General features: G+C 61.1%; 28 protein-coding genes, 1 tRNA gene and 1 pseudogene. 21 read left to right on the top strand and 9 right to left on the bottom strand.

Annotated elements, in window-relative coordinates; all coding sequences use genetic code 11:
* Positions 1–11: 11 nt before the first annotated feature.
* Positions 12–674, bottom strand: coding sequence for a flavin reductase family protein (locus tag GA0061101_RS03960; RefSeq protein WP_092573084.1), 663 nt, complete (start codon positions 672–674; stop codon positions 12–14).
* Between the two features lie 271 nt (positions 675–945).
* Here GA0061101_RS03960 and GA0061101_RS03955 point away from each other — a divergent pair, with 271 nt between their 5' ends.
* Positions 946–1,341 carry a cupin domain-containing protein gene (locus GA0061101_RS03955; RefSeq protein WP_047559473.1) on the top strand — a complete coding sequence of 132 codons (396 nt, stop codon included), beginning with the start codon at positions 946–948 and terminating at the stop codon, positions 1,339–1,341.
* Between the two features lie 65 nt (positions 1,342–1,406).
* Here the strand turns inward: GA0061101_RS03955 and GA0061101_RS03950 are convergent.
* Positions 1,407–1,496 (bottom strand) — tRNA-Ser (locus GA0061101_RS03950).
* Between the two features lie 305 nt (positions 1,497–1,801).
* On the opposite strand from GA0061101_RS03950, the gene rplU reads away from it, so the two are divergent.
* From rplU to modC, 11 genes are all read left to right on the top strand, one after another.
* Positions 1,802–2,119: a 50S ribosomal protein L21 gene (rplU, locus tag GA0061101_RS03945; RefSeq protein ID WP_034510937.1), complete on the top strand. Its 318-nt coding sequence runs from the start codon at positions 1,802–1,804 to the stop codon at positions 2,117–2,119.
* A gap of 32 nt (positions 2,120–2,151) precedes the next feature.
* The gene (rpmA, locus tag GA0061101_RS03940; protein WP_037195734.1) at positions 2,152–2,421 is read left to right on the top strand and encodes a 50S ribosomal protein L27; all 270 of its coding nucleotides are present in this window, start codon (positions 2,152–2,154) and stop codon (positions 2,419–2,421) included.
* 129 nt (positions 2,422–2,550) lie between these two features.
* Positions 2,551–3,186 (top strand): GNAT family N-acetyltransferase, encoded by a 636-nt coding sequence (locus tag GA0061101_RS03935; RefSeq protein WP_047637652.1) that lies wholly within the window; start codon positions 2,551–2,553, stop codon positions 3,184–3,186.
* Positions 3,183–3,770, top strand: coding sequence for a GNAT family N-acetyltransferase (locus tag GA0061101_RS03930; RefSeq protein WP_092573083.1), 588 nt, complete (start codon positions 3,183–3,185; stop codon positions 3,768–3,770). The genes GA0061101_RS03935 and GA0061101_RS03930 overlap by 4 nt, the downstream gene beginning before the upstream one ends.
* A 267-nt stretch (positions 3,771–4,037) precedes the next feature.
* Entirely contained in the window at positions 4,038–5,138 is a 1,101-nt protein-coding gene (obgE, locus tag GA0061101_RS03925; protein ID WP_047559468.1) for a GTPase ObgE, read from the top strand.
* A complete protein-coding gene (gene proB, locus GA0061101_RS03920) occupies positions 5,135–6,304 on the top strand; it encodes a glutamate 5-kinase (protein WP_092573082.1) in 1,170 nt (389 codons plus the stop codon). Before obgE ends, proB begins: the two co-directional genes overlap by 4 nt.
* Positions 6,297–7,580 carry a glutamate-5-semialdehyde dehydrogenase gene (locus GA0061101_RS03915; RefSeq protein ID WP_092573248.1) on the top strand — a complete coding sequence of 428 codons (1,284 nt, stop codon included), beginning with the start codon at positions 6,297–6,299 and terminating at the stop codon, positions 7,578–7,580. Before proB ends, GA0061101_RS03915 begins: the two co-directional genes overlap by 8 nt.
* A 37-nt stretch (positions 7,581–7,617) precedes the next feature.
* On the top strand, positions 7,618–8,199 hold the full coding sequence (locus GA0061101_RS03910; RefSeq protein WP_234903911.1) for a nicotinate-nucleotide adenylyltransferase: 582 nt from the start codon (positions 7,618–7,620) through the stop codon (positions 8,197–8,199).
* Positions 8,200–8,757: 558 nt separating this feature from the next.
* Complete coding sequence (gene modA / locus GA0061101_RS03905) at positions 8,758–9,555, top strand: molybdate ABC transporter substrate-binding protein (protein WP_092573081.1); 798 nt, start codon at positions 8,758–8,760, stop codon at positions 9,553–9,555.
* Between the two features lie 87 nt (positions 9,556–9,642).
* On the top strand, positions 9,643–10,344 hold the full coding sequence (modB, locus tag GA0061101_RS03900; protein WP_092573080.1) for a molybdate ABC transporter permease subunit: 702 nt from the start codon (positions 9,643–9,645) through the stop codon (positions 10,342–10,344).
* A complete protein-coding gene (gene modC, locus GA0061101_RS03895; protein WP_092573079.1) occupies positions 10,341–11,414 on the top strand; it encodes a molybdenum ABC transporter ATP-binding protein in 1,074 nt (357 codons plus the stop codon). Before modB ends, modC begins: the two co-directional genes overlap by 4 nt.
* Positions 11,415–11,421: 7 nt before the next feature.
* Here the strand turns inward: modC and GA0061101_RS03890 are convergent, their stop codons facing one another.
* A complete protein-coding gene (locus GA0061101_RS03890; RefSeq protein WP_037195711.1) occupies positions 11,422–11,805 on the bottom strand; it encodes a winged helix-turn-helix domain-containing protein in 384 nt (127 codons plus the stop codon).
* Positions 11,806–11,979: 174 nt separating this feature from the next.
* On the opposite strand from GA0061101_RS03890, the gene GA0061101_RS03885 reads away from it, so the two are divergent.
* The 7 genes and pseudogenes from GA0061101_RS03885 to GA0061101_RS03855 all read left to right on the top strand — a co-directional run bounded on the left by GA0061101_RS03885 (position 11,980) and on the right by GA0061101_RS03855 (position 18,391).
* Entirely contained in the window at positions 11,980–12,279 is a 300-nt protein-coding gene (locus GA0061101_RS03885; RefSeq protein ID WP_037195709.1) for a DUF1330 domain-containing protein, read from the top strand.
* A 164-nt stretch (positions 12,280–12,443) separates the two neighbouring features.
* Positions 12,444–12,886, top strand: a pseudogene (gene rsfS / locus GA0061101_RS03880) (ribosome silencing factor).
* A gap of 116 nt (positions 12,887–13,002) precedes the next feature.
* Positions 13,003–13,485, top strand: a complete 483-nt coding sequence (gene rlmH / locus GA0061101_RS03875; protein ID WP_037195705.1) for a 23S rRNA (pseudouridine(1915)-N(3))-methyltransferase RlmH — start codon at positions 13,003–13,005, stop codon at positions 13,483–13,485.
* 200 nt (positions 13,486–13,685) lie between these two features.
* The gene (locus tag GA0061101_RS03870) at positions 13,686–15,116 is read left to right on the top strand and encodes a murein hydrolase activator EnvC family protein (RefSeq protein WP_092573078.1); all 1,431 of its coding nucleotides are present in this window, start codon (positions 13,686–13,688) and stop codon (positions 15,114–15,116) included.
* Positions 15,106–16,434, top strand: coding sequence for a S41 family peptidase (locus GA0061101_RS03865; RefSeq protein ID WP_037195701.1), 1,329 nt, complete (start codon positions 15,106–15,108; stop codon positions 16,432–16,434). Before GA0061101_RS03870 ends, GA0061101_RS03865 begins: the two co-directional genes overlap by 11 nt.
* Before the next feature lie 226 nt (positions 16,435–16,660).
* On the top strand, positions 16,661–17,836 hold the full coding sequence (locus GA0061101_RS03860) for a divergent polysaccharide deacetylase family protein (protein ID WP_092573077.1): 1,176 nt from the start codon (positions 16,661–16,663) through the stop codon (positions 17,834–17,836).
* 15 nt (positions 17,837–17,851) lie between these two features.
* Positions 17,852–18,391 carry an RNA pyrophosphohydrolase gene (locus GA0061101_RS03855; RefSeq protein ID WP_092573076.1) on the top strand — a complete coding sequence of 180 codons (540 nt, stop codon included), beginning with the start codon at positions 17,852–17,854 and terminating at the stop codon, positions 18,389–18,391.
* Between the two features lie 47 nt (positions 18,392–18,438).
* Here the strand turns inward: GA0061101_RS03855 and bfr are convergent, their stop codons facing one another.
* On the bottom strand, positions 18,439–18,924 hold the full coding sequence (gene bfr / locus GA0061101_RS03850) for a bacterioferritin (protein ID WP_047559539.1): 486 nt from the start codon (positions 18,922–18,924) through the stop codon (positions 18,439–18,441).
* Positions 18,890–19,162 carry a (2Fe-2S)-binding protein gene (locus tag GA0061101_RS03845; protein WP_312865278.1) on the bottom strand — a complete coding sequence of 91 codons (273 nt, stop codon included), beginning with the start codon at positions 19,160–19,162 and terminating at the stop codon, positions 18,890–18,892. The genes bfr and GA0061101_RS03845 overlap by 35 nt, the downstream gene beginning before the upstream one ends.
* Here GA0061101_RS03845 and GA0061101_RS40010 point away from each other — a divergent pair.
* Positions 19,049–19,291 (top strand): hypothetical protein, encoded by a 243-nt coding sequence (locus GA0061101_RS40010; protein WP_312865279.1) that lies wholly within the window; start codon positions 19,049–19,051, stop codon positions 19,289–19,291. The genes GA0061101_RS03845 and GA0061101_RS40010 overlap by 114 nt on opposite strands.
* A gap of 51 nt (positions 19,292–19,342) precedes the next feature.
* On the opposite strand, the gene GA0061101_RS03840 is transcribed toward GA0061101_RS40010, so the two are convergent.
* Genes GA0061101_RS03840 through GA0061101_RS40005 form a run of 3 tightly spaced genes read right to left on the bottom strand, consistent with a single transcriptional unit; the run spans position 19,343 to position 25,228 of the window.
* On the bottom strand, positions 19,343–22,813 hold the full coding sequence (locus tag GA0061101_RS03840) for an error-prone DNA polymerase (protein WP_092573074.1): 3,471 nt from the start codon (positions 22,811–22,813) through the stop codon (positions 19,343–19,345).
* On the bottom strand, positions 22,810–24,237 hold the full coding sequence (locus tag GA0061101_RS03835; RefSeq protein ID WP_245297442.1) for a Y-family DNA polymerase: 1,428 nt from the start codon (positions 24,235–24,237) through the stop codon (positions 22,810–22,812). Before GA0061101_RS03835 ends, GA0061101_RS03840 begins: the two co-directional genes overlap by 4 nt.
* Before the next feature lie 40 nt (positions 24,238–24,277).
* Positions 24,278–25,228, bottom strand: a complete 951-nt coding sequence (locus GA0061101_RS40005; protein ID WP_245297435.1) for an ImuA family protein — start codon at positions 25,226–25,228, stop codon at positions 24,278–24,280.
* A 163-nt stretch (positions 25,229–25,391) separates the two neighbouring features.
* On the opposite strand from GA0061101_RS40005, the gene GA0061101_RS03825 reads away from it, so the two are divergent.
* Positions 25,392–25,829: a metallopeptidase family protein gene (locus GA0061101_RS03825; protein ID WP_034510894.1), complete on the top strand. Its 438-nt coding sequence runs from the start codon at positions 25,392–25,394 to the stop codon at positions 25,827–25,829.
* Positions 25,830–25,882: 53 nt separating this feature from the next.
* Here GA0061101_RS03825 and GA0061101_RS03820 read toward each other — a convergent pair whose 3' ends face one another.
* Positions 25,883–26,089, bottom strand: coding sequence for a DUF1737 domain-containing protein (locus GA0061101_RS03820; RefSeq protein ID WP_047559437.1), 207 nt, complete (start codon positions 26,087–26,089; stop codon positions 25,883–25,885).
* Positions 26,090–26,101: the final 12 nt, after the last annotated feature.

Below are 26,101 nucleotides of genomic sequence, written 5' to 3'. Positions count from 1 at the left end.
CGCGGAACACGTCACGCCTCGGCCTTGAACGTGCGGCCGAGATCCGGCCCGAGGCCGAAATAGTGCCTGAACACGTAGAGAAGCGGGCTCCATCTCGTCGTATCGATATGACTGCTACCCGGCATGACGATGCTCCGGTGCGCATGAACGCGGACCACCTTCGCTTCGATGATCCGGAAATTCTCAGGCCGGTCCGAGGGCCATTCGCCACCGGGTTCGTGCGACGCCACGACCTCGGCTTCGAATTGAATCGGGCACTCCGCTATGCGCAGCGGACCGACAAGCTCTGCAGCTTGCGGCGTAAAGCCGGCGACATCGAACTTGTCGGATTCGAACCGGTATCCGATCTTCTCCTTGTGGGGAGGAACCGGATCGCGACCCGTCGTCGGAGCAATCGCTTCGATCTTCTGCCACAGGTCAGGCGAGGGAAAATTCAACACCAGCTGCCGCTCCCGCATGGCGTTCTCCCGACCCTTGCTTGTCGATGTCAGGCCCAGAACGACGCGGTCGAAGAGCGTCCAGGCCGACGACATGGGCGAGATATTCGTGGTGCCATCGGGATTGAGACTGGTAACCAGCACGACGGGCGTGCCGACATAGAGCATGCTGGGCTTGATGACGATATGTTCGCGATCGCTCTCGACGGACTTGGATAAGGCTGTGTTCATCAACATTGCAAACTCTCCTTATTGAGCTGCAGTGTAGCCGAACAGGCACATGGAAGAGTTCGGTCTTGGCCGAACTATGGACATCAGAGAACAGATCGGTCGATATGGGCGGCGGCAAATATGCCTGGGCCTTCCTCGCGCTTTTGCGTCGCAGCGGTCTGATCGCCGAATAGATCGAAGCAGCCCGAAGACGCGGATTCCCACGCCCGGGCAATTGACATTCGCCGCCGGTGTGACACCGTTTCGGCTTGTTGCTGAAACACCGTTTTGAGGCAAAATGACAAAACGATCGCAAGCAGTTATCACCACGGCCGAAGAACGCCCGCGCGACGGATGGGACGACCCCATCCATGGCCGCATATCCTGGCACACGCTGCTGAGCAGCGACATCACCCCCACCGACAGCATGAGCGCCGGCATTGCGGAACTTGCCCCCGGCGGCGAGCTCAAGCCTCACCGGCATGACCCGTCGGAAATCTATTTCATCTTCGAGGGGACAGGCATCGTGCGGATCGACGGGCAGGAAACGACGGTCAAGGCCGGCACGACAGTCTTCATTCCCGGCAACGCCGAACACGGCATCCGCAACGAATCGGGCACAGATCTGAAGTTTTTCTACGTCTTCCCGACCGGCTCTTTTGCGGACGTGATCTATCGCTTTCCGGAAAACTGACCAATCTCAAGACGATTCTTATCTGGCACGCGATCTGAGAAACATAGGCAACCAAGGCCCAAGAATGGCGGAGAGGGTGGGATTTGAACCCACGATGCCCTTGCAGGCATGCCGCATTTCGAGTGCGGTGCATTCGACCACTCTGCCACCTCTCCGGTTATGCTGGTCGGCGCGTTTGAGCGCGGCGTTCTCATAGCGAGAGACGGGGGGGATGGCAAGGGCGAATATGAAAGCTTTTCATCCTTTTGCCTTGACAGATCAGGGGCGCTTATATATCCCGTGCGACGCAATAGGTGTGGATAAGTCCGTACCTTGCCAGCCTTGCTTTGCGCGAGGTTTCACCGGCAGATCTTCTTGAGGGCCTCAAGCCTTTGGAATCCCTGCTAAGTTTCGACTGATAAAAAGACGGCCACTTGTCCTTGTTGGCAAGAGAGCCGGAACGAACATGAAAGGACAAAAAATGTTCGCAGTCATCAAGACCGGCGGTAAACAGTACCGTGTGGCAGCCGACGACGTGCTGACCATCGAAAAGCTGGAAGTCACCGCCGGCGACATCGTAGAATTCACCGAAGTCCTCGTTATCGGCGAAGGCGCCGACGCTGCGATTGGTGCTCCCTTCGTCAAGGGCGCTTCCGTCAAGGCCGAAGTGGTCGAGCACAACCGCGGCAAGAAGGTCATCGCCTTCAAGAAGCGCCGTCGTCAGAACTCGAAGCGTTCGCGCGGCCATCGCCAGCATCACACGGTCGTCCGTATCACGGACATCGTGGCTGCCAAGTAAGTAACGGGATCAGGGTTTAAAGGAGAACTCCAATGGCACACAAAAAAGCTGGCGGTTCGTCGCGCAACGGTCGCGATTCCGAATCCAAGCGCCTTGGCGTGAAGAAGTTCGGCGGCGAGAACGTCGTCGCAGGCAACATTATCGTGCGTCAGCGCGGCACGCAGTGGCATCCGGGCACCAACGTTGGTCTCGGCAAGGATCACACGATTTTTGCGCTTACCGCGGGCAACGTGAACTACCGTACGAAGGCCAATGGCCGCGTGTACGTGTCTGTAATGCCGAAAGCGGAAGCAGCGGAATAAGCCGGTAGCGCTCTAAAACAGCCGGCGTCTCATCGACCCGGCTGAGCGCATCAGGTTCAGTCAAGAAAAAAGGGGAGATGGGGCGCCATCTCCCCTTTTTCTTTACCCTCAACCAAGGAGGACTGAACCATGCAAGGCGAATTGTTAAGGGAAGACCAATCAAGGTCTCCCGAAGAACGGCTGAGGCCGGAGCGGTTAAGGACCGATTGCCCTGTCTTACTGTCGGAAAGGCTCGTTCTGCGCGCGCCCCACGAAGAAGACATCGACGCCCTTGCCCATCTCGCCAACAACGCCAATGTCGCTACTATGGTATCGCGTATGCCGCACCCGTATACGACCAATGATGCCGCCGATTTCGTGCGACGCACGAAGCTTGGCGAGATTGGCAAGTGCGTCTATGCGATTACCAAAGCCGATAACGGCGCCTTTCTCGGATGCTGCGGCGTCGAGCCGACGGCCGATCCACGCACCGTCGAGATCGGCTACTGGCTGGGCGAACCGCACTGGAACCAGGGCTATACGACTGAAGCCGCCCATGCCCTGATCGACATGGTCTTCCGCACGCGCGAAAACGTCGGCCAGATCGATGCCCGTTGCCGGGTCATGAACGTCGCGTCCAGACGGGTCGTGCAGAAGTGCGGCTTCCAGTTCCAGGGGTCCGGCCTTGCCGCATCCCTGGCGCTCGGCAGCTCCGTGCCGGTCGAATGGTACAGGCTCGACCGCAAGACCTGGATATCGTTGCGCAGCTGGGGAGGTCTGAGATGAACGCGCTTGCTCTCAACCGCCGCAATGACAGGATGCTGATGCCGGGGCCGTCGCCGGTCATCCAGACCGGGCGGCTGACGCTGCGCCCGCACCGGCTCGGCGATGCCGACGCGATCGCCGAATCGCTGTCCGATTTCGCCGTCACCCGCATGCTGGCCCGGGTTCCCGCGCCCTATGACCGGCAGGATGCGCTGGACTGGCTGGTCCAGCACACCTCTGGCCTCGGCATCGATTGGGAACTGGCCATCACCGAAGGGGATGATGCCCATATCGGCTGTGTCGGCATAGAGCTCAGGCATGGCCGGTGGCATCTCGGCTACTGGCTGAACCGCTATTACTGGCGGCAGGGCATCATGACCGAGGCGGTCACATCAGCTCTGGAGCGCTTTGGCCGCCGCATGCCCGAGGTCGCCGTCCATTCCGGCGCCTTCGCCGATAATCCGGCATCCCTGAAGCTGCAGCAGAAGCTCGGCTTCGAGATCACCGGATGCTCGGAGATCTACAGCTTTGCCCGCAACACCATGGTTCCGCATATCGAAACCGTGCTGAAGCCCGGCGCACTGCGGCTCTCGCAGGCGGCGTGAAGCCCTGAAATCCAGTCATCGCCGGCCGCCGGCGATGACGCCACACCAATCGCGCTGTTCTTGATGTTATGGCACGTCGAGCGCACGATATTCTTTGACCTCAGCCCGAAGCGCCTATATCGAAGGCGACATGACGGGTAAATGGCCGGCCGATGCGTCTCTATGGATGCGCAAAGGGCGGCTGAAATCGATTAAAGAGCGCATAGGCTTTTCTAAATCCCATTCGATCCGAAGGGATATGCGCCGACACCGGGTGACGGACGTAAGATGAAATTTCTCGATGAAGCAAAAGTCTATATTCGCTCAGGCGACGGCGGCGCCGGCAGCGTCTCCTTCCGGCGCGAGAAGTTCATCGAGTTCGGCGGACCGGACGGTGGCGATGGCGGTCGCGGCGGCGATGTCTGGGTCGAGGCGGTCAACGGCCTCAATACCCTGATCGACTTCCGTTATCAGCAGCATTTCAAGGCGACGATCGGCACGCATGGCATGGGCCGGAACCGCGCCGGCGCCAAGGGCGAAGACGTGACGCTGAAGGTGCCTGTGGGAACGCAGATCTTCGAAGAAGACGGGGAAACCCTGATCTGCGACATCACGCAGGAAGGCCAGCGCTTTCGCCTGGCGCCGGGCGGCAACGGCGGCTTCGGCAACGCCTATTTCAAATCCTCGACCAACCAGGCGCCGGACTGGGCCAATCCCGGCCTGCCGGGCGAAGAAAAGACCATCTGGCTGCGGCTGAAGCTGATTGCCGATGCCGGCCTCGTCGGTTTGCCGAATGCGGGCAAATCGACCTTCCTTGCCTCTGTCAGCCGTGCCCGGCCGAAGATAGCCAACTATCCATTCACGACGCTGCATCCCAATCTCGGCGTCGCCACCATCGATGGCCAGGAATTCGTGCTGGCCGACATTCCCGGCCTGATCGAAGGCGCGCATGAAGGCGTCGGTATCGGCGATCGCTTCCTCGGCCATGTCGAGCGCACCCGCGTGCTGCTGCATCTGGTTTCCGCCCAGGAAGAGAAGGTCGGCAAGGCCTACAAGACGGTCAAGCACGAGCTTGAAGCTTACGGCAACAACATAACCGACAAACCAGAAATCGTCGCGCTATCGCAGATCGATGTGGTGGACGAGGAAACGCTGAAAAAGAAGACGCGCGAGCTGGCACGAGCCTGCGGCAAGACGCCCTTCCAGATCTCCGCCATCACCGGCCGCGGCATGACCGAAGTGCTGCGCGCGCTGCGCGACGTCATCGTCGAAGCCAATGCCGGCGAGGCGGACAAGCCGGCAAAAACGCATAAGATACGCCATCGCGACCTGCAGGCCTCCGACGACGTGGATGAGGGGGACGACGATCACGAGGAGCAGCAGGGATGACCGCCCGCAAGCCGCTCGACCGCTATCGCCGGATCGTGATCAAGATCGGCTCGGCTCTTCTCGTCGATCGCAAGGCCGGCCTGAAAAAATCCTGGCTCGACGGCATGTGCGCCGATATCGCCGCCCTGAAGGCCAAGGGCATCGACATCCTCGTCGTCTCATCCGGCGCCATCGCGCTCGGCCGTTCGGTGCTCGACCTGCCCTCCGGCGCCTTGAAGCTGGAGGAAAGCCAGGCCGCCGCAGCCGTCGGGCAGATTTCGCTCGCCCGCGCCTGGTCCGAAAGCCTGTCACATGACCATATCGTCGCCGGCCAGATCCTGCTGACGCTCGGCGACACGGAAGAGCGCCGCCGCTATCTGAACGCCCGCGCCACCATCAACCAGCTGCTGAAGATCGGCGCCGTGCCGATCATCAACGAGAACGACACGGTCGCCACAAGCGAAATCCGCTATGGCGACAATGACCGCCTCGCCGCCCGCGTCGCCACCATGACCGGCGCCGACCTTCTGATACTGCTCTCCGACATCGATGGGCTCTACACCGCCCCGCCGCATCTCGATCCGCAGGCACAATTCCTCGATACGATTGCCGAAATCACGCCTGATATCGAGGCCATGGCCGGCGGCGCCGCCTCCGAACTGTCGCGCGGCGGCATGCGCACCAAGATCGATGCCGGCAAGATCGCCACCGGCGCCGGCTGCGCGATGATCATCGCCTCCGGCAAGACCGATCGGCCGCTGAAATCAATTGAAAACGGCGCGCGCTCGTCCTGGTTCGCACCGTCGGGTACGCCCGTCACCGCCCGCAAGACCTGGATCGCCGGACAGCTGCAGCCGGCTGGCGAGCTGCATGTCGACGAGGGCGCGGTGACCGCGCTCGGCGCCGGCAAGAGCCTGCTGCCCGCTGGCGTGCGCAATGTCGTCGGCCATTTCGGCCGCGGCGATACCGTGGCCGTGATCAGCCCTGCCGGTCGCGAAATCGCCCGGGGCCTAGCCGGCTACGACGCCGAGGAGGCGCGCCAGATCACCGGCCGCAAGTCGGCGGAGATCGAGGCCATCCTCGGCTATGCCGGCCGCGCCGCCATGGTGCACCGCGACGACCTCGTCATGACCGCGTCCGTCAAGACGAAGGCGGAGAAATTGAAGAGGGATGAAGCCCATGCTTGATACTGTCGCACAAAGCCCCGACATCGAAGCGCTGATGAGCGATATCGGCCGCAAGGCCCGGGCTGCGTCGCGACCGTTGGCCTTCGCCTCCACAGAGAGCAAGAACAAGGCGTTGAGCGCCATGGCAGACGCAATTCTGGCCCGCAAGGATCATATTCTTGCCGAGAACGCCAAGGATCTGAAGGATGTGGAGGGCACGGATATGCTCGCCTCCTTCGTCGATCGCCTGACGCTGAACGACAAGCGCGTCGCAGAAATGGCCGACGGCATTCGCGCCATCGCCGCTTTGCCGGATCCGGTGGGCGAGGTCATCGCCGCCTGGGACCGTCCGAACGGGCTGAAGATAGAGCGCGTCCGCACCCCGCTCGGCGTCATCGGCGTCATCTTCGAAAGCCGGCCGAACGTGACAGCCGATGCCGGCGCACTCTGCCTCAAGGCAGGCAATGCCGTGATCCTGCGCTGCGGCAGCGATTCGCGCCGCTCGTCGCAGGCGATCCACGACTGCCTGGTCGAAGGGCTGAAGGTGGCGGGTCTGCCTGAACATGCCATCCAGCTCGTGCCCGTCAGCGACCGCGCCGCCGTTGGCGCCATGCTGCGCGGCCTCGAAGGCAATATCGACGTCATCGTGCCGCGCGGCGGCAAGAGCCTGGTCGCCCGCGTGCAGACCGAAGCGCGCGTGCCGGTCTTTGCCCATCTCGAAGGCCTTTGCCACATCTATATCGATGCTTCGGCAGATCTCGACATGGCGAAAGCGATCGTCGTCAACGCCAAGATGCGCCGCACCGGCATCTGCGGCGCGGCCGAAACGCTGCTGGTCGATTCGAAGGTCGCATCCACGCATCTGAAGCCGCTGCTCGACGGGCTTGCCGAAGCAGGCTGCGAAATTCGCGGCTCCGCCGAGGTGCTGCAGCTCGTGCCCGGCCTGAAAGCGGCAACGGAAGAAGACTGGACGACGGAATATCTGGCCGCGATCATATCCGTCGCGCTCGTCGACGGCATTTCCGGCGCGATCGCCCATATCGGCAAATATTCGTCCAACCATACCGAAGCCGTCATTGCCGAGGATCCCGAGGTCGTCGAGCGCTTCTTCACCGAGATCGATTCGGCGATCCTCTTGCACAATGCCTCGACGCAGTTCGCCGATGGCGGCGAATTCGGCATGGGCGCGGAAATCGGCATCGCCACCGGCAAGATGCATGCTCGCGGACCGGTCGGCGTCGAACAGCTGACCTCCTTCAAATATCGCGTGCGCGGCACCGGACAGATACGGCCCTGACGTGCTGAGAGAAGAGATCGATCAACGCTATCTGCGCATGCCCCATGCCGAGCGCGGCATGGTGGTCGGTCTTTTCGGCGGCTCGTTCAACCCGCCGCACCGTGGCCACGCGCTTGTGGCCGAGATCGCCATTCGCCGGCTCGGCCTCGATCAGCTCTGGTGGATGGTGACGCCGGGCAACCCGCTGAAGAACCACAATCATCTTGCGCCGCTTGCCGAGCGCATCGCGCTCAGCGAAATGGTTGCCCGCGATCCGCGCATCAAGGTGACGGCATTCGAGCAGGCGCTCGGCATGAACTACACGGCCGATACCCTGGCTCACGTGAAAGCCCGCAACAGCCGGGTGCATTTCATCTGGATCATGGGCGCCGACAGCCTCAATACGTTCCATCGCTGGCAGAAATGGGAGGAGATCGCCCGCACCTTCCCGATCGCCGTCATCGATCGGCCGGGATCGACGCTGTCCTACCTTTCCGCGAAGATGGCCAAGACATTTCATTATGCCCGCGTCGACGAGGATGATGCCCGGGTGCTTTGGAAGAAGCGTGCACCGGCCTGGACTTTCATCCACGGACCGCGTTCGGCGCTCAGCTCGACAGCCCTGCGCGCGGCACAATAACCGACTGAATTTTCAGGAAAACTCCCAGAAATGAAAAGCCCGACGGGGGAGGAGGATCCGTCGGGCTTTAAACCTGATCAGCAACTGGGAGGAGGAGAGTTGCCGATCCATATCTAGCGGCATTGGGAGGAGGAGATCGCCGCTTCGATGATTGTGTTTTAGCAGATTTCACCGATAGATAAATGGCCGATTGCGCATTGCAGCAATGCACTTAACGCATATCTTTGAAAATTTCCTGCCCAAAAAACGCTTCTTTTGCGAATTGTCTGATTTTTTAACGTCACCCAGACTCCGGAAGCCGGAGCGGAAAAGCGCCAGAACCCACGGTTCGTAACGTTACGTCTTGTTTCGTGAGCGTTCGCCAAACCACTGGGCGAATCCAGTCATGCGTTTTTGACGTAGCAAAATCCACTCATATGCGCCTTTGAAAAGAAAACCCATAAAATTCGTAGGGTTACATAGCAACAATGCGATATATTTTTCGAGATACATCCCTAGCCAAGCTTCGCGCATCGTTATATCTCTCGAAATATGTCGATATCTTTGGGGAGAAATAAGATGGCAACCAGCCGACGCCGATGGATCAAGCTTGCAACCGCCGCACTATCAGCGGCATGGCTTGGCCTCTCGGTCATTCCGACGTCGGCTCTCGCCGCCGACAAGATCGTGGTTTTTGCTGCCGCCAGCATGAAAAACGCGCTCGACAATGCAGATGCCGCTTTCACCAAGGAAACGGGCAAGGAAGTCACCGTGTCCTATGCCGCGAGCGGACCGCTCGCCAAGCAGCTTGAAAACGGCGCCCCCGCCGATGTCTTCATTTCCGCCGACACCAACTGGATGGACTATGTCGCGGGCAAGAAATTGATCAAGGATGACAGCCGCACCAACCTCCTCGGCAATAAGCTCGTTCTCGTCGCCGCCAAGGACAAGGCCAAGCCGGTCGAGATCAAGCATGGCCTGGATCTGGCCGGCCTTCTCGGCGACGGTCGCCTGGCGATCGGCCAGCCGGAATCGGTGCCGGCCGGCAAATACGGCAAGGCAGCGCTTGAAAAGCTCGGCATCTGGGCTTCGGTTGAAAAGAAGGTCGCCGGCGCTGAAAGCGTACGCGCAGCCCTCGCGCTCGTTTCGCGCGGCGAAGCGCCCTACGGCATCGTCTATCAGACCGACGTCTCAGCCGATCCCGGCGTTGCCGTCGTCGGCACTTTTCCGGCAGATAGCCATCCGCCGATCGTCTATCCGATCGCAATCACCGGCAACAGCACCAATCCGGATGTGCAAGCCTATTTCGACTATCTGAAATCGGCTAAGGCTGTTCCATTCTTCGAGCATGAGGGCTTCACGATCCTGAAGCGGTGAGCATTCTCACCGCATATTGGGCATAGAAGTTCAACGATCCAGGCTCGCCGACCCATGGCGGGCCTAAGATGTTTTAAGGGGCGGGATTTGGACGCATTGGGTTTGAGCAGCGATGAATGGACGGCCATCGAGCTGAGCCTGCGCGTTTCCATTGTCGCCATGCTGGTCAGCCTGCCCTTCGGCATCGCCGCCGCGTATCTGCTCGCCCGCGGCAGGTTCTGGGGCAAATCGATCCTGAACGGCATCATCCATATGCCACTGATCCTGCCGCCAGTCGTGACCGGCTTCATCCTTCTCATCCTTTTTGGCCGCAAGGGGCCGATCGGCTCGCTGCTCGAGCAATATCTCGGCATTGTCTTTTCATTTCGCTGGACAGGCGCCGCACTCGCCTGCGGCGTCATGGGCTTTCCGCTGATGGTCAGAAGCATCCGCCTGTCGATCGAAGCCGTCGACCGCAAGCTGGAGGAGGCGGCCGGCACCTTGGGCGCCAACCCCCTATGGACGTTCCTGACAGTGACCGTGCCGCTGATCCTGCCCGGCATCATCGCCGGCATGATCCTGTCCTTCGCCAAGGCCATGGGCGAATTCGGCGCCACCATCACCTTCGTCTCCAATATTCCAGGCGAGACGCAGACCCTGTCTTCGGCCATCTATACCTTCACGCAGGTGCCGGGTGGCGATGCCGGCGCGATAAGGCTGACGATCGTCGCCATCGTCATTTCCATGGCCGCCCTGCTCGCCTCAGAATTCCTCGCCCATCTCGCCGGCAGAAGGGTGGATTTCGAATGACGCTCTCCGTCGACATCCGCCACCGGCTGGGCGCCTTCTCGCTTGAGGCCACGTTCACCTCCGACGGCGGCGTGACAGCCCTTTTTGGCCGTTCCGGCTCCGGCAAGACCTCGATCATCCGTATCATCGCCGGTCTCATCCGGCCCGATCATGGCCGCGTCAGCCTTGACGACAGCGTCCTTGCCGACACCGGCCGGCAGGTCTTCGTTCCGCGCCATCGCCGCCGCTTCGGCTATGTCTTTCAGGAGGCGCGCCTGTTCCCGCACCTATCGGTGCGGCAGAACCTCAGTTACGGCCGCTGGTTCGCGCCCAGGAACGAGCGCAGCGAAAGCTTTGACGGGGTGGTCGATCTCCTCGGTATCGCCGCACTGCTCGACCGCAGGCCGGCCAAGCTTTCCGGCGGCGAGAAACAGCGCGTCGCCATCGGCCGCGCACTCCTGTCCTCGCCACGGCTGCTGTTGATGGACGAACCGCTGGCGGCACTCGACGAGGCGCGGAAAGCGGAAATCCTTCCCTATCTCGAGCGGCTGCGTGACGAGACGAAGATCCCGATCATCTATGTCAGCCACTCTATCGCCGAGGTGGCGCGGCTGGCAAACCGCGTCGTCGTCATGCGTGACGGCAAGGTGGAGGCGATCGGCCCCGCCCTCGATATCTTCAGCCAGCTTTCCGGCCCGCTGGCGATCGACCGGCGTGAGGCGGGCGTGCTGCTGGAAGGCCGCGTCGAGCATATGGAGGATCGGCATCGGCTGACCGTCGTTGCCCTGAAGGCGGCGAAACTCTTCGTGCCCGGCCAGGCGACCTCCCTCGGCAAGACGGTGCGCGTCCATATCCCCGCTCGCGATGTCATGCTGGCAACAGCCAGGCCCGAAGGCCTCAGCGCGCTGAATATTCTCGAAGGCGAAGTGCGCGATATCAGCGCTGCAGCCGATGGAACCGTGGAGGTGAAGGTCGATTGCGGCGGCGATATTGTGCTCGCCCGCATCACGCAGTTCTCGGCCGAAAGGCTGGGTCTGCGGGTCGGCCTGCCGGTCCACGCGGTCATCAAGACCGTGGCGCTCGAACAATAGGGCTTGATCAAGACTTTCTGGACGAAGCTTCCGCCGCGCTGCGATTGGCTTCGAGCCATTGCAGATCGGCGGCTATCGCCGCGCGCAAGGTCGTTTCCATGCCGCGAAAGCGCTGCAACAGTTCTTCGCCGAACGGGGTAAGGGCAGCGCCGCCACCCTTCTGGCCACCGCGCTGCGATTCGACGACCGGCTCCCGGAACATATGGTTCAATTCGCTGATGAGCAGCCAGGCACGACGATAGGACATGTCCATGGCGCGGCCGGCGGCCGAGATCGAGCCGGTGTCACGAATATGCTCGAGAAGTTCCATCTTGCCGCGCCCGAGTCTATCCTGCCCAGAAAAACTGATGCGGAGAATAGGCTTCAACGATGGCTGCGGAGTGTCGGTCATGGCATCTGGGCGTTTTGGTCTGCCTTCGTGTATACGCGGCCTTCGCGCGCCTGTACATGGCGGTTAGAATGGACAAGCGACGGCACAGGCCTATCTGATCTTCAGCCTCACGACGCATTGATGCCGACAATATCGGCAACGAGAAACTGCGTTTTGCATAGGGATTGGAAACAGATGTCAGCCTATATCATCTCCGATGTCACCGCCAAGGATGCCGACGCCTTCCAGATCTACCGGACCCGCGCCGCTGCCTCCATAGCCTGCTATGGAGGCCGTTATCTGGTGCGTGGCGGCCCGATCGAACAGTTGGAAGGAAACTGGGCGCCGCGAGCGATCATCGTCGTGGAGTTTCCGGACATCGAACGGGCCAGAACTTGGTATCGTTCTCCCGAATACGCGTTTGCTCTCGAAGTTCGTGATCGGGCTCTGAGCCGAAACCTCATTCTTCTCGACGGAATAAGCCAGGAAAGCTAGCGAGGACGCCGTCAAAGCGATCATTTGCCCATATATGGTGCGAATGCGCGGGATTTTGATACAAATCCTTGTCTTCGCAGCCGATAGATGGCCGCGTGCGTCTTGAAACCTTAATGCTTTGATGCCTATCTTTGTAGCGTGATCGACTCAGATCGCGTATGAGCATGTTCTGTTACTCAAGGAAGGAAGAGCACTGACAACAGTACACGCCAAGGGGAGAACGCCTGTCGTTATCCCGAAGAGCTCGGAACGTGGCGCCGATGCCGCTGCCCGCGCCCTGCAAGCCGTCCTCGCAAGCCTCGAGGACTCCAAGGCCGAAAATATCGTTACCATCGACATTGCTGGCAAATCCGCGCTTGGAGACCATATGGTCGTCGTCTCCGGTCGCTCGAGCCGCCATGTCCTGGCGATTGCCGATCATGTCATGACCGACCTTAAGGACGAGGGCTTCGGCAACGCCCGCGTCGAAGGTCTGGATGGCGGCGACTGGGTGTTGATCGACACCGGCGACATCATCATTCACGTCTTCCGTCCTGAGATTCGCGAGTTCTACAACATCGAGAAGATGTGGGCCGCGCCTGACCTCGACGAAGGCACGCTGCACTAGCCGATCCAAGGGCGCTGTTCCCGGCCCCGGCTGGCAGCTTCATATCGCCGGATATGACTGTCCGGCAAGAGTTTGGTTTTTTGCCGCCATCATGGCGGATAGGCTTGGGAGCGGGAATGCGGATAGGTCTTTTTGCCGTGGGACGGTTGAAAACCGGCCCTGAGAAGGATCTTGCGGCTCGCTATCTCGATCGTTTCGCCAAGGCCGGGCCGGCAATCGGCCTAGAGCTGATGCGTTTGACCGAGGTTGCCGAAAGCCGCGCCTCCAACGGCGAGACCCGCAAGCGCGAGGAGGCGGCTCTGCTGCAAAAGGCGCATCCGGAAGGCGGCGTCCTCATCCTGCTCGACGAACGCGGCAAGGCGCTTGATAGCGAAGCCTTCGCCGCCATGCTCGGAACATTCCGCGATCAGGGCAAGCGCGACCTGACGATCGCCATTGGCGGCGCCGACGGGCTCGACCCGTCTCTCTACGACAAGGCCGACATGACTATATGCCTCGGTAAATTGACCTGGCCGCACCAGCTCGTGCGCATCCTCATTGCCGAACAGCTCTATCGCGCGGTCACCATCCTTTCCGGCCATCCCTATCACCGGGTCTGACCTCCAATCGCGACAACGTGCCTCCTTCGAAAACAGTTTGGCTTTCGGTCATTTTGCGTTAACGAAACGCTCACACAGGCGTGTTTTGATTCCTGCTTCAAAAATGACGATGCTTCCTAGCTGATCGCGGCAAATCGGCTTATTTTCACGCGATCCGAAGGGACCAGGCCCGAACCGACTGGATGAGAAAAGCCCCGCCCATGCTTTCCCGGCTTCTGCTGCCATCTTTGGCCGCATGCCTTGGCGTGGGCGTCTATATGGCAAGCCCGATTTCTCTCATGGACATGGCCCTGGCGCAGGAGGCCGATGCCGGCGCGGCACAAGCGCCCGACGAACGTCCTTCGACGACAGCGCCGGCGCAACAGGCACCCGACCCGGCCGCTGAACTCGCCCGCAAGCGCGACGAAACCCGCGCCGAGCTGGAGACGCTGTCGAAGACGATCAACCTCTCCTCCGACAAGACGAAAGAGCTGGAAGACAGCATCGCATCCCTCGACAAGAGCACCGCCAGCCTGCGCCAGGCATTGATCGACAGCGCCGCCCGCCGCAAGGAAATGGACCGCAAGATCCAGCAGAGCGAGAAGACGTTGACGGATCTCGCGATCAAGGAGGACAAGATCCGCGGCTCCCTGCATGAGCGCCGCGCCCTGCTGGCCGAGGTTCTGGGGGCCCTGGAGCGCATGGGCCGCAATCCGCCGCCAGCACTCCTGGTCACACCGGATGATGCGCTCGCCTCGGTGCGCAGCGCCATTCTTCTGGGTGCAGTCGTGCCCGGAATGCGCAAGGAGACGGACAAGCTCATCGCCGACCTGACCGATCTCAGCAAATTGCATGCCGACGCCGCCGCCGAAAAGACGAGCCTCACCGCCACCATGACGAACAGTCTGGAGGAGGAGCGGCGCATGGACCTGCTGGTCGCCGAGAACGACAAGCACAGCAAGGAAAATGCCGCCCAGCTCGACGCCGAACGCAAGCGTGCCGAGGAGCTTGCAGGCCAGGCGACCAGCCTCGAAGGGCTCGTCGCTTCGCTGGAAAGCCAGATCGGCTCGGTCCGGGATGCAGCGGCCGCTGCCCGGGCGGAGGAGGTCCGCAGGGGGCAATTGACCGACCAGCAGCGCGAGCAGGCAAAGGCTTTGGCCGAGAGCGGCGTGCCCGATAAAAACCGCATTGCGCCCGCATATCCCTTCTCCGATCTTAAACAGAAGTTGGAGTTGCCTGTGGCGGGCGATATTCTCCGCCAGTTCGGCGACGACGACGGCACGGGCCACACGGCGATGGGAGCGACCATTGCGACCGGCCCCGATGCGCTTGTCACAGCTCCCGCCGATGGCACGGTCGTTTACGCCGGCGCGTTTCGCAGCTACGGCCAGATGATCATTTTGGATACGGGCGACGGCTACCACATGGTGCTGTCGGGAATGGACGCGATCAAGACGCGTCCGGGCAGATTTGTCTTCGCCGGCGAGCCGCTCGCCGTGATGGGCCAAAAAAGAGTCGCGAGCGCGACTGCATTGGCGCTGGAAACGGATCGGCCAACGCTTTACATTGAATTCAGAAAAGATGGGAAGCCGGTCGATTCTCGACCCTGGTGGACCTCCAAAGACACTGGAAAGGCACGCAATGATACGTAGGGCTTCTCTTGTTCTCGTTGGCGCATTGATGGGTGCGACTGCGATGGGCGTTATCTACACGGCGGTCGTGCCGGCGGAAGCCGCTGGCGCGTCCACCTACAAGGAATTGTCGATTTTCGGCGATGTCTTTGAGCGTGTTCGTGCCCAATACGTGACGCCGCCGCAGGAAGACAAGCTGATCGAATCCGCGATCAACGGCATGCTGTCCTCACTGGATCCGCATTCGAGCTACATGAATGCCAAGGATGCCGAAGACATGCGCACCCAGACCAAGGGTGAATTCGGCGGTCTCGGCATCGAAGTCACGATGGACAACGATCTCGTCAAGGTCATCACCCCGATCGACGACACGCCCGCCGCCAAGGCCGGCGTCCTCGCTGGCGACTACATCACCGCCATCGACGGCCAGTCCGTGCGCGGCCTGAAGCTGGAAGACGCCGTCGAGAAGATGCGCGGCCCGGTCAAGACGCCGATCAAGTTGACGCTCATGCGCAAGGGTGCCGACAAGCCGATCGAGCTCACTATCGTCCGTGACGTGATCGCTGTTGCCGCGATCAAGTCGCGTGAAGAAGGCGGCGATGTCGGCTATATCCGCATCATTTCCTTCACGGAAAAGACCACGCCCGACCTCGAATCCGCGATCGCCAAGATCAAGAAGGATATCCCCGCCGACAAGCTGAAGGGCTATGTCCTCGACCTGCGCCTCAACCCGGGCGGCCTGCTCGACCAGGCGATCAACGTCGCCGACGATGTGCTCGAGCGTGGCGAAATCGTGTCGACCCGCGGCCGCAATCCGGACGAGACCCGCCGCTTCAACGCCACCCCGGGCGACCTGACCGACGGTAAGCCGATCATCGTGCTCATCAACGGCGGTTCGGCTTCGGCTTCGGAAATCGTCGCGGGCGCCCTGCAGGATCTGCGTCGCGCCACAGTCCTCGGTACCCAGTCCTTCGGCAAGGGCTCCGTCCAGACGATCATCCCGCTGGGAGACGGCAACGGCGCGCTTCGCCTGACGACGGCGCTCTACTATACGCCGTCGGGCCGCTCGATCCAGGGCACCGGCATTACGCCCGACGTCAAGGTCGACCAGCCGCTGCCGGACGATCTGAAGGGCAAGCTGACAACCGAAGGCGAATCGAGCTTGCCGGGCCACATCAAGGGCCAGAGCGAAACCGACAAGGGTTCCGGCTCGTCGGCCTATGTGCCGCCGGATCCGAAGGACGATATCCAGCTGAACTACGCGCTCGACCTGCTGCGTGGCGCCAAGACGGATCCGTCCTTCCCGCCGAACCCGGAAAAGGCAGTTTCCTCCAAATAAGGAAATGGCGCCGGGCTGGAAACAGACCCGGCGCTTTCATAAGGAGGGAGCGGAACTCGCGTATCGTTCCGCTCTCCCCGATCGAACGAGTATGGGCTCGTTCAAAAGCTGTTTCGTTCATGTTTTGACACTTTGAGCCTGAGGCGCGGTTTTCCGTTGCGTGACAACGCTGGAAAGCGGAATGCTCAGGGCCGGAACAATTTCCCGTTTGGGGCGGATACGGACTTTGGGAACGGATTTGCATGCACCGCTGGGACAGAATCGCGGCCCCGGCCGTCAGCGGAGACTGCCGCCCTTCGGGCGCATTCTTGGCGGCTTCTGTCTGATCGCCATCGCCGGCTTTTCCCTTTATTCGGCGCTGCTGCGCGACGATCTCAAGAAAACCCAGCCGATCGAGACCGCCAAGAAGGAAGAACCCGCGCCTGCTGTCGAAGAAAAGCCGGCGGCAACGGGCCTGACGCAGGTCGATCCGCAATCCGGCGCCAATACCACGCGCATCGTCACCGGCGACGGCTCCGTGGTCACGATGTTCAGCCCCAATAATCGCGATGGCAACGGCCCGGTATTGATCAACGCCAATCAGATCGGCCAGGACCCCCGCATGGCGGCAACGCCGAACGACAGCCTGCTGGAGGATTCGCCCTTCGGCAAGTTGCCGATCACGGGGCCGAGCGGCTTGAGGCCGATGGATCAATATGCCAGACCCTGGTCCGGCGCACGCGGCACGCGCGTCGCCATCGTCGTCAGCGGCCTCGGCCTCAGCCAGACCGGCACGCAGCGCGCCATCGAGAAACTGCCGGAAGAGATAACGCTCGCCTTTGCGGCCAGCGGCAACAGCCTGCAGCGCTGGATGCAGGATGCGCGGCGCGGCGGCCACGAGATCCTGATTCAGGTGCCTTTCGAACCCTTCGACTACCCGGGCAACAATCCGGGTCCCGACACCCTCCTGACATCGTTATCCGCTACGAAGAATATCGACAACCTGCACAAGGCGATGGGCGAGATCACCAACTATACCGGTGTGATGAACTATCTCGGCGGCCGGTTCCTTTCCAATACCAGCGCCATGGAGCCGGTACTGCGCGACATCGGCAAGCGCGGTCTGCTTTTCCTCGACGACGGCTCTTCGGCGCAATCGAAATCCGGAATGCTCGCCAAGACGCTGGAGGTACCGCATGCCTTTGCTGACGTACAGCTCGACGGAGAATTGCAGCAGGATGCGGTCATGAAGAAACTCGACGAGCTCGAGCGCATCGCCCGGCGCAACGGCTCGGCGATCGGCGTTGCCTCCGCCTTCGACGAGAGCGTCGACGCCATCAGCAAGTGGAGTGAGGAAGCCGCCATGCGCGGCATCGAAATCGTCGCGGTCTCGGCGCTTGCCGACGACCCCAAGCACCCCTGATCTTTGGAGAGAATGATGAGCAAGCCCCACGCGCCCGTGAAGGCCGAAGACCTGCCCTACCGCCCTTGCGTCGGCATCATGGTGCTCAACCGCGATGGCCTGGTCTGGGCCGGCCGGCGCATTCCGATCGGCAATTCCGAGTATGACGGCTCGCCGCAGCTCTGGCAGATGCCGCAGGGCGGCATCGACGCGGGCGAAGATCCGCTGGAGGCCGCCTATCGCGAGCTCTATGAGGAAACCGGGATGAAAACGGTGAGCCTACTGGCCGAAGCGAAGGACTGGATCAACTACGATTTGCCTTCGCAACTGATCGGCATCGGCCTGAAAGGGAAATTCCGCGGCCAGACCCAGCGCTGGTTCGCCTTCCGCTTCGACGGCGACGAAAGCGAAATCGCCATCAACCCACCGCCGGGCGGCCATGAACCGGAATTCGACGCCTGGGGATGGAAGCCCATGGCAACGCTGCCTGAGCTTATCGTCGCCTTCAAGCGATCGGTCTACGAACAGGTGGTCGCCGAATTCGAGCACCTGGCGGGTCTGCAGGCCGAAGACTGAACGGGGGGATCCGGCCGCTCAAAAAGCGGCCGGCTTCGTGATACCAGTTATTCTGCTGAGTCAGCAGAATCGGCGTTCAGCTGGCCGTACTTGGCTTCGCCGATCTTTCCGAGCAGCTCGAGCTGGGTTTCCAGGAAGTCGATATGGCCTTCCTCATCCATCAGCAGCTCTTCGAACAGCTTCATCGAGACGTAGTCGCCGGCGTCATGACAGATGTCGCGCGATTTCTTGTAGGCCGTGCGGGCGTCGTATTCGCCGGCGAGATCGGCCTCCAGTACTTCCTTGACATTCTGGCCGATACGCAGCGGTGCCAGCGTCTGCAGGTTCGGATGTCCCTCGAGGAAGATGATGCGAGCAACGAGGCGATCTGCGTGCTGCATCTCCTCTATGGATTCCGCACGCTCCTTCTTTGCCAGCTTGGTATAGCCCCAATCTTCGAGAAGTCGGTAATGGACCCAATACTGATTAACTGCGCCAAGCTCGAGGAACAGTGCCTCGTTAAGCCGCTCGATGACTTTTTTGTCGCCTTTCAATGTCCGCTCTCCTGCTGTCTTCATGAAATTTTTTCAAGCGGGACATGAAATCAAATATTTCTGCTTCCGTCGAGTGACGACGGGCATGATAGTCCTCGGTTGTCTGTATAATGATATCAACGACATTCGGGAAACATCCGCAGCAGCGACCGCGCTTCGACATGGCGTGATAAACCTTGGCGGGGACGATGAGCTGCCAACAGTCCTCATCCAGGAACTCGTTGATGACGTCCCGGATTTCCTTGTCGGTGATGTAATTACAGCTACAAACCAGCATTCTTCGCTCAGCCCGTCAAACATGACACTTGCTGTCTTGTTATCTGCTAAAGAAGACGCTCTTTGTCAAGAAAGAAACGATTCATTTTGATCGGCAGGCGACACCGGTGGCCTATGGGCCCCGGATGCAAACCTCTGCATTTCAATGAAAGTTGCGGCCTCGCGGCATCACCTTCGCCGTTTCGACAATATCGGTGCGGCCTTCCGTCGCTGCCCCGGCCTCGTGCTCCAGCGGGTCGGGCGATACACGTCTTTTCTTTTGTCGGTGGTCCATGGTTGGCCGCAGCGCTTCATCCGCCCGGTCGCTGACGCCGAAGCGCCGCGCCTCGCGCTGCAGAATACCGAGCGCCGCGGTCATATCCTCGATATAGTCGACCACCACATGGATGACACCGCTCTCGCTCTGCAGGCGGCCGCGAATCTTCACCAGCCGCGCACCCATGACGATGGCGCGGTATTTTTCGAACATTTTCGGCCAGACGATTGCATTGCCGACACCCGTCTCGTCCTCCAGCGTCATGAAGATCACCCCATTCGCCGAGCCCGGCCGCTGGCGTACCAGCACCAGACCCGCGATCGTCACCATCCGCCCATTCGCCACATTGGGCAGATCCCGGTTCTGCACGATGCCCATGTTGGCGAAGTCGGCACGCAGGAACGAAACCGGGTGCGCCTTCAGGGACAGCGACAGGTAGCGATAGTCCTCGATGACCTGCTCGCCGGGCAGCATCTCGGGCAGTGCGACCGCCGGCTCGAGCTGCAGGTCCGTATGGTCGCCGAGATCGAAGAGGGGAAGTGTTTCCGCAGCGCTGCCGGCATCGAGCGCCCGAACCGCCCATAGCGCCTCACGCCGGCTCAAGCCGATGGAACCGAAAGCGTCGGCATCCGCCAGGCGCTCGATCTGCGACTTGGCAAGCCCGGAGCGCAGCCAGAGATCGCGCACGGACCGATAGCCATCGCCGCGACGCTCGACGAGCTGTTCCATCTCCTCATCCGACAGGCCCTTGACCTGCCGGAAGCCGAGACGGACGGCACATTTCGTCTTGATGTGGCCGCGCATCGACGCATGGCGGGGCTCGACCGAGTCTTGATCGAAGCGCGCCTCCTCCAACAGGCAATCCCAACGGGAATGATTGACATCCACCGGCCGCACCTCGACGCCATGTTCGCGCGCATCGCGCACCAGCTGCGCCGGTGCATAAAAGCCCATAGGCTGGGCATTGAGGATCGCCGCGCAGAAGACATCGGGATAATAGGTCTTCAGCCAGGAAGAGGCGTAGACGAGCAAGGCAAACGAAGCCGCATGGCTTTCGGGGAAACCATATTCGCCGAAACCTTCAATCTGGCTAAAACAGCGTTCGGCAAAGTCTTGAGGGTAACCGTTCGCGACCATGCCCGAAACCAGGTCCTGCTTGAATTCGTCAACCTTTCCTGTCCGCTTGAACGTTGCCATGGACCGGCGCAAACGATCAGCTTTTGCCGCCGAAAATCCGGCTGCTGTAATGGCAATCTGCATCGCCTGTTCCTGAAATAGGGGAACACCTAACGTTCTTTCCAAAACCGCCTTCAATTCAGGCCGATGGTAATCGATCGGCCGATTCTGAAGAACGTCATCCCGTCGTTTGAGATAAGGATGCACCATATTGCCCTGGATAGGACCGGGCCGGACAATCGCCACCTCGATAACCAGATCATAGAATCTGCGGGGTTTGAGACGCGGCAACATGCTCATCTGCGCCCGGCTTTCGATCTGGAAGACGCCGATCGTGTCGGCACGGCAGATCATGTCATAGACAGGTACGCGGTCGGGATACTCGCCACTCCCGAGATCGGCGAGTTCCTTCTTAACGTCGTAATGCAGCAGCAGCAGGTCGAAAGCCTTGGCAAGGCAGGTCAGCATGCCGAGGGCCAGGACGTCGATCTTCAATATGTTGAGATTGTCGAGATCGTCCTTGTTCCACTCGATCATGTAGCGATCGTCCATCGCCGTGTGCATGATCGGCACGACCTCGTCCAGCCGATCCCTGGTGATGACGAAGCCGCCGACATGCTGAGTCAGGTGGCGCGGAAACCCCATCAGCGTCGCGGCATAGGAAAGGACGTTCCGTGTCGTCTTGTCGGTGAGATTGAGACCGGCAAGCTTGGCCTCGCGTTCGGACAGTTCCTCCGTCGACCAGCCCCAGACACCGCTGGCAAGAGCTGACTGCACATCCTCCGACAAGCCGAAGGCCTTAGCCACTTCGCGACCGGCCGAGCGTGCCCGATAGCTGGTCACCGCCGCCGTCAGCCCGGCATGCTCCTTATGATAATGCCGGTAGATGAACTGAATAACCTCTTCGCGCTTCTCATGCTCGAAATCGACATCGATATCCGGCGGCTCCTCGCGCTCCGTCGAGATGAAACGCTCGAACAAAAGTGTCGTGATCTCCGGATTGACCTCGGTAATTCGAAGACAGTAGCAGACTGTGGAATTGGCGGCAGAGCCGCGCCCCTGGCACAAGATATTCTGACTGCGGGCATATTCCATGATGCGATGCACCGTCAGGAAATAAGGCTCATATTGCCGTTCGCGGATGAGCTTGAGCTCATGATCGATCTGTTTGGCGACCTTTTCAGAGATTCCATTGGGATAGCGCCATTTCGCACCCTCCCGCGTCAACCGCTCCAGCGTTTCAGAAACCGCCTCGCCCGGAACACTTTCGTCGGGATAATTATGCTTCAGCTCATCGAGCGAAAAAGACAGCCGACTAAAGAATTTCTGCGTATTGGCCACGGCCTTCGGATAATCCCTGAAAAGGCGCGCCATCTCGGCAGCACCCTTCAGATAGCGCTCGGCATTGGCCGCGAGCCTGAAGCCCGCTTCCGCGATTGTCACATGCTCGCGGATCGAAACGACGATATCGGCAAGCGGCTTGCGTTCTGTTGCGTGATAGAGCGGCTGGTTGCTGGCGATCAGCCGCACCCCGTTGCGCAATGCAATGATGGAGAGTGTGGCAAAGACCAGCCGATCCCGCCCGTCATAGGCAGGCGACAGCACCATATGGAGCTTCCTGCCGAAGCGCATCCATAGCCGCGCCAGGCATTGCTCCAGCTTCTCCTGCCCTTCCGGCGTCTCCACGCTCTCAGCGTTGGGAACGAGCGCCAGCATCATCTCGTCACCCCATACCATCAGGTCGGCTTCTTCAAGCGTGCAGGAGCCTTTCTCAGCCTTGAGATTGCCGGCGCTCAACAGCCGGCAAAGGTGCGCCCAACCCTTGCGATTCTGCGGATAAGCAAGAATGTCGGGCGTATCGTCCGAAAAGACCAGGCGAGCGCCGGGCTGGAAAGCGACCGGCTTCAGGAGCGGCTTTTCCGGCTTCCCTTTGGCTCGAAGCTCCAGATTCTCCTTGATAGTTTCCTTATATTTCGTCTGGAGAAGCTTGGTATGCGCATGTGCCTTGACCACGCCGGCAACCGAATTGCGGTCGGCAATCCCAAATCCGGAAAGCTTCAGGCGGGCGGCCTGTACCACCATCTCCTCCGGATGCGAGGCTCCTTCGAGAAAGGAGAAGTTCGTTCTCACTCCGATCTCGAAGAAGGGCACAGGCTCGTGAAAGCTCGGACGCGCGTTCATGCGAAAACTCCGTGCATGTACCAGTCCGGCGCCGTCTCGCCTCGGCCATAGAGACCCTTGCGGAACAGCCAGAAACGATGGCCCTCCTCGTCCTCGACCTGGAAATAATCGCGGGCCGGCGTTTCTTCCTCCTCGATCCACCATTCCGCCGAAAGCCGCTCCGGCCCTTCGGCTCGGCTTACCCGATGCATGACGCGCCGCCAGCGGAATTGCCGGGGCGGCCCGTCAGGTACTTCGGCAGCAACGGTTTCGATCAGTTCCGGCATGCGAAACAACCGTAGCGGCCGTTCACCCCGGAAAAAGCCGTGGCCGGCATAGTCGCTGCCTGTCCGCCTATGGGCGGCGAGGATTTCCATGGCGGGCACCGGTCGGGCGGCCCGTTCGGGAATATGACTTTCCCTGAGCTCGAAACCCTGCAGGCAATCCGGTCCCAGCCGCGCCGCGACCCGGTCGGCGAAGGCAGCAAGCGACGTGCCCTGCCGGCCTTCTCCAACGAAATCACCCTGCATCGCCTCGAAGGGTGCATGCTGCAGGACATTCAGGCGGACGATCTCGAAGCCGTATCCCACATCGAGATCGTCATGAATGGCGGTAAAACGCTCGGTGAACAGGCTGGCGATTCGGCTCGGCTCCCGCAGCGGCTGCGATGCCCCGGCGGCAATGCGGAATACCGCCCCATCCACCCTGAACAGCAAAAGCTCGAAGGAGCGGCCTCCGACACCACGCGCTTCCAACCCCGGTTTCAGCGTTTCGGCAAGCTGGCGGGCGAGCTGCAGAATATCGGCTTCCGCCTGTACCGGTTCGGCAAGCCGGCGCTCGACAGACAATTGCGCGACCGACCGGCGCGGCGAAATCGGCTCTTCGACCAGCCCAACGGCCTGATCGAGCCGCAACGGCAGCTGCGCGCCGAACCGGCGGGCAAGCGGTGCGCGCGGTGCGGCCAGAAGATCGCCCACCTGCTTCAACCCCAGCTTCTGCAACGCGGCAATCGTCTCCTCGCCGAGCCGCAGCGAAGCCACCGGCAACGGCGCCAACGCCTCCTCCATGGCTTCTGGGGGAACGATGCGGCTTTCCTCGAAACGGGCGACCGCCCAGGACAGGCCCGGCGCCGAGGAAATGGCGCCGCGCACGTCGAGCCCCAGCCGGGAAATCCGGATCAATATATCCTCGAGCAGCGCCTCCTCACCGCCGAAGAGATGAGCGCAGCCTGTAATATCGAGAAACAGCCCATCCTTGCCGTCGATCGCCACCAGCGGCGTATAGCGATCGCACCAATCGGCGATCGCTTCCAGCAGCTTGCGATCCGCCGAGGGTTCCTCCTCGACGACATCGAGGGTCGGGCAGATCGCCCTCGCCTCGGCCACGCCCTGGCCCGGCTTCAGCCCGATCATCTCCGCCCGCTCGTTGAGCGCGGTCAGCCGCATGGCATTGTTCAGCTTGCCGGCGCAGACCAGCGGCGGCGTTTCAAGCCGGCCTGTCGAACGCCAGGACAGGCCCCAGCGCTTGCGGGCGATCCGGTCGGTGGGCAGATGCGGAAAGGTCAGCGCCAGAATGCGCTGCGTGTTCGCCGGGAAGGGCAGGGTGCTGAGCATCGGGGACAAGGGCAAAGCGGCGGTCATGGGCATTCCACTCCAGGGTTATGGAAAGAGGCGCCGGGTTACGGCTCTTTTCCAAGGTCAGACGAAAGGCCGGATGACCGATGCTGCCGCCAAGCACCGATCCGTCCGGCAGGGGCCGCGCCTGCGCCGGCGCGGGTTCGACAGAGAAGCGGAAGAGGGCGCTGCTTGCCTCCTCCTCGCCTCCTTGCCGCAACAGAAACAAGGGCCGCTCCGCCGCCTTGGCCCTCAGCGCCAACCGCCGGCTTTCGGTCAGCCCGAAGCGGGCGGGATTGCCGCGCACCTCCAGGATGACGACCGCAAAGGCGGCGCTGGCAAGTGCTGCCTCCGCCAGCCAGAGCGCATCTTCCAGCTTGCGTGGCGAAGCCTGCAGGAATGCCGTCGGCTCCAGTCCGAAATCTCCGATACCGATGGCATAGGGCAGGCCCGCCTCCATCGTGGCGACCGTATCGCCGATCCATAGAACCGGGGATACGGCAGCACCTGTGCCGGCAGCTTGCGCATGAAGCCGCGCGGCAAGAGCAAGGGTAAAGCCGCTGGCCGCCCCCGCATCGCGCAGGCCCAGCGAGCGGACCTCGGTCAGACCATCAAGGGGAACACCGCCCTGCATCGCCGCATCGAGGTCGTCGACGCCGGTCGCAAGCAATGGCTGGGCAACACCTGCAGAACCGGGTCTCGCCTTCTCCGCCAGCGTTTCGCGCGCCGCCGCGGCCAGCGCCGGTATAGGCCTGCCTTCAAGTCGGGCAATAGTTTCACGCAGGGCAAAAAACGTTTCCCGCGCCACGGCGGCTTCGGCCATGACGTTATCTCCAGATCATTTATGTTCCTGTTATGTTCTTATGGATTCCAGAGGTCGGAAAAAGAGTCAACACCAATTTATAAGAAAATATTCCTTTGCCTTAATCCGCACTCGTAAAAGCGGCGCAAAGGCTCTATATGACCAGCGAAGGAAGGAAGCATTCATGGCTCGCATTGACCAGAGCGAGGATTGGCGGGACCGCCACGCGCCCTCAATCAGCACATTCGAATCTCTGGCCATGGAGGCTTACAGCCACTTGCCGGACGAATTTCGCTCGCTCACCGGCAACCTCATCATCCTCATCGAGGATTTTCCCGATGACGATGTGTTCGAGGACATGGCGCTGGAAACGCCCTTCGACCTGCTCGGCCTTTTCGAGGGTCGCGGCATATCCGAGCGCTTCACCGCCCAGACCGGCGAGATGCCCAACAAGATCCGCCTCTATCGTCGGCCGATCATCGATTACTGGGCGGAAAACGAGGAAACCCTCGGCGACATCATCACCCATGTCCTGATCCACGAGATCGGCCATCATTTCGGCCTGAGCGACGAGGACATGGAGCGCATCGAGGAAAGCGCGGAAGAAGCGACGGATCGATGACATCAGACCCCGACCGCAGGACGGTCAGGGGAAGGGCACGAGGTACCCGGTACTTACTGCTCGGAAAGCTTCATCTCAGGATCGTAATCCTTTCCCGCGACTTCCTTGACGACACCCTGGCCGCACTGCATCTGGCCGGTGGCCGCATTGAAGGCGTAGGTCGGCGAGCCCGACAGTTCCCAGCCCTTGTTCAGCGCCGCTGATACCTTGTGGCAGAAGGAAGCGTCGTCGGGCCCGGTGAGGAAGCGGTAGAGTTTCATCAAAGCGTCTTT

This window comes from Martinezella lusitana (genome assembly GCF_900094565.1).
In the GTDB taxonomy this organism is placed as follows: domain Bacteria; phylum Pseudomonadota; class Alphaproteobacteria; order Rhizobiales; family Rhizobiaceae; genus Rhizobium; species Rhizobium lusitanum.
This window is presented reverse-complemented; position numbering and strand designations above follow the sequence as displayed.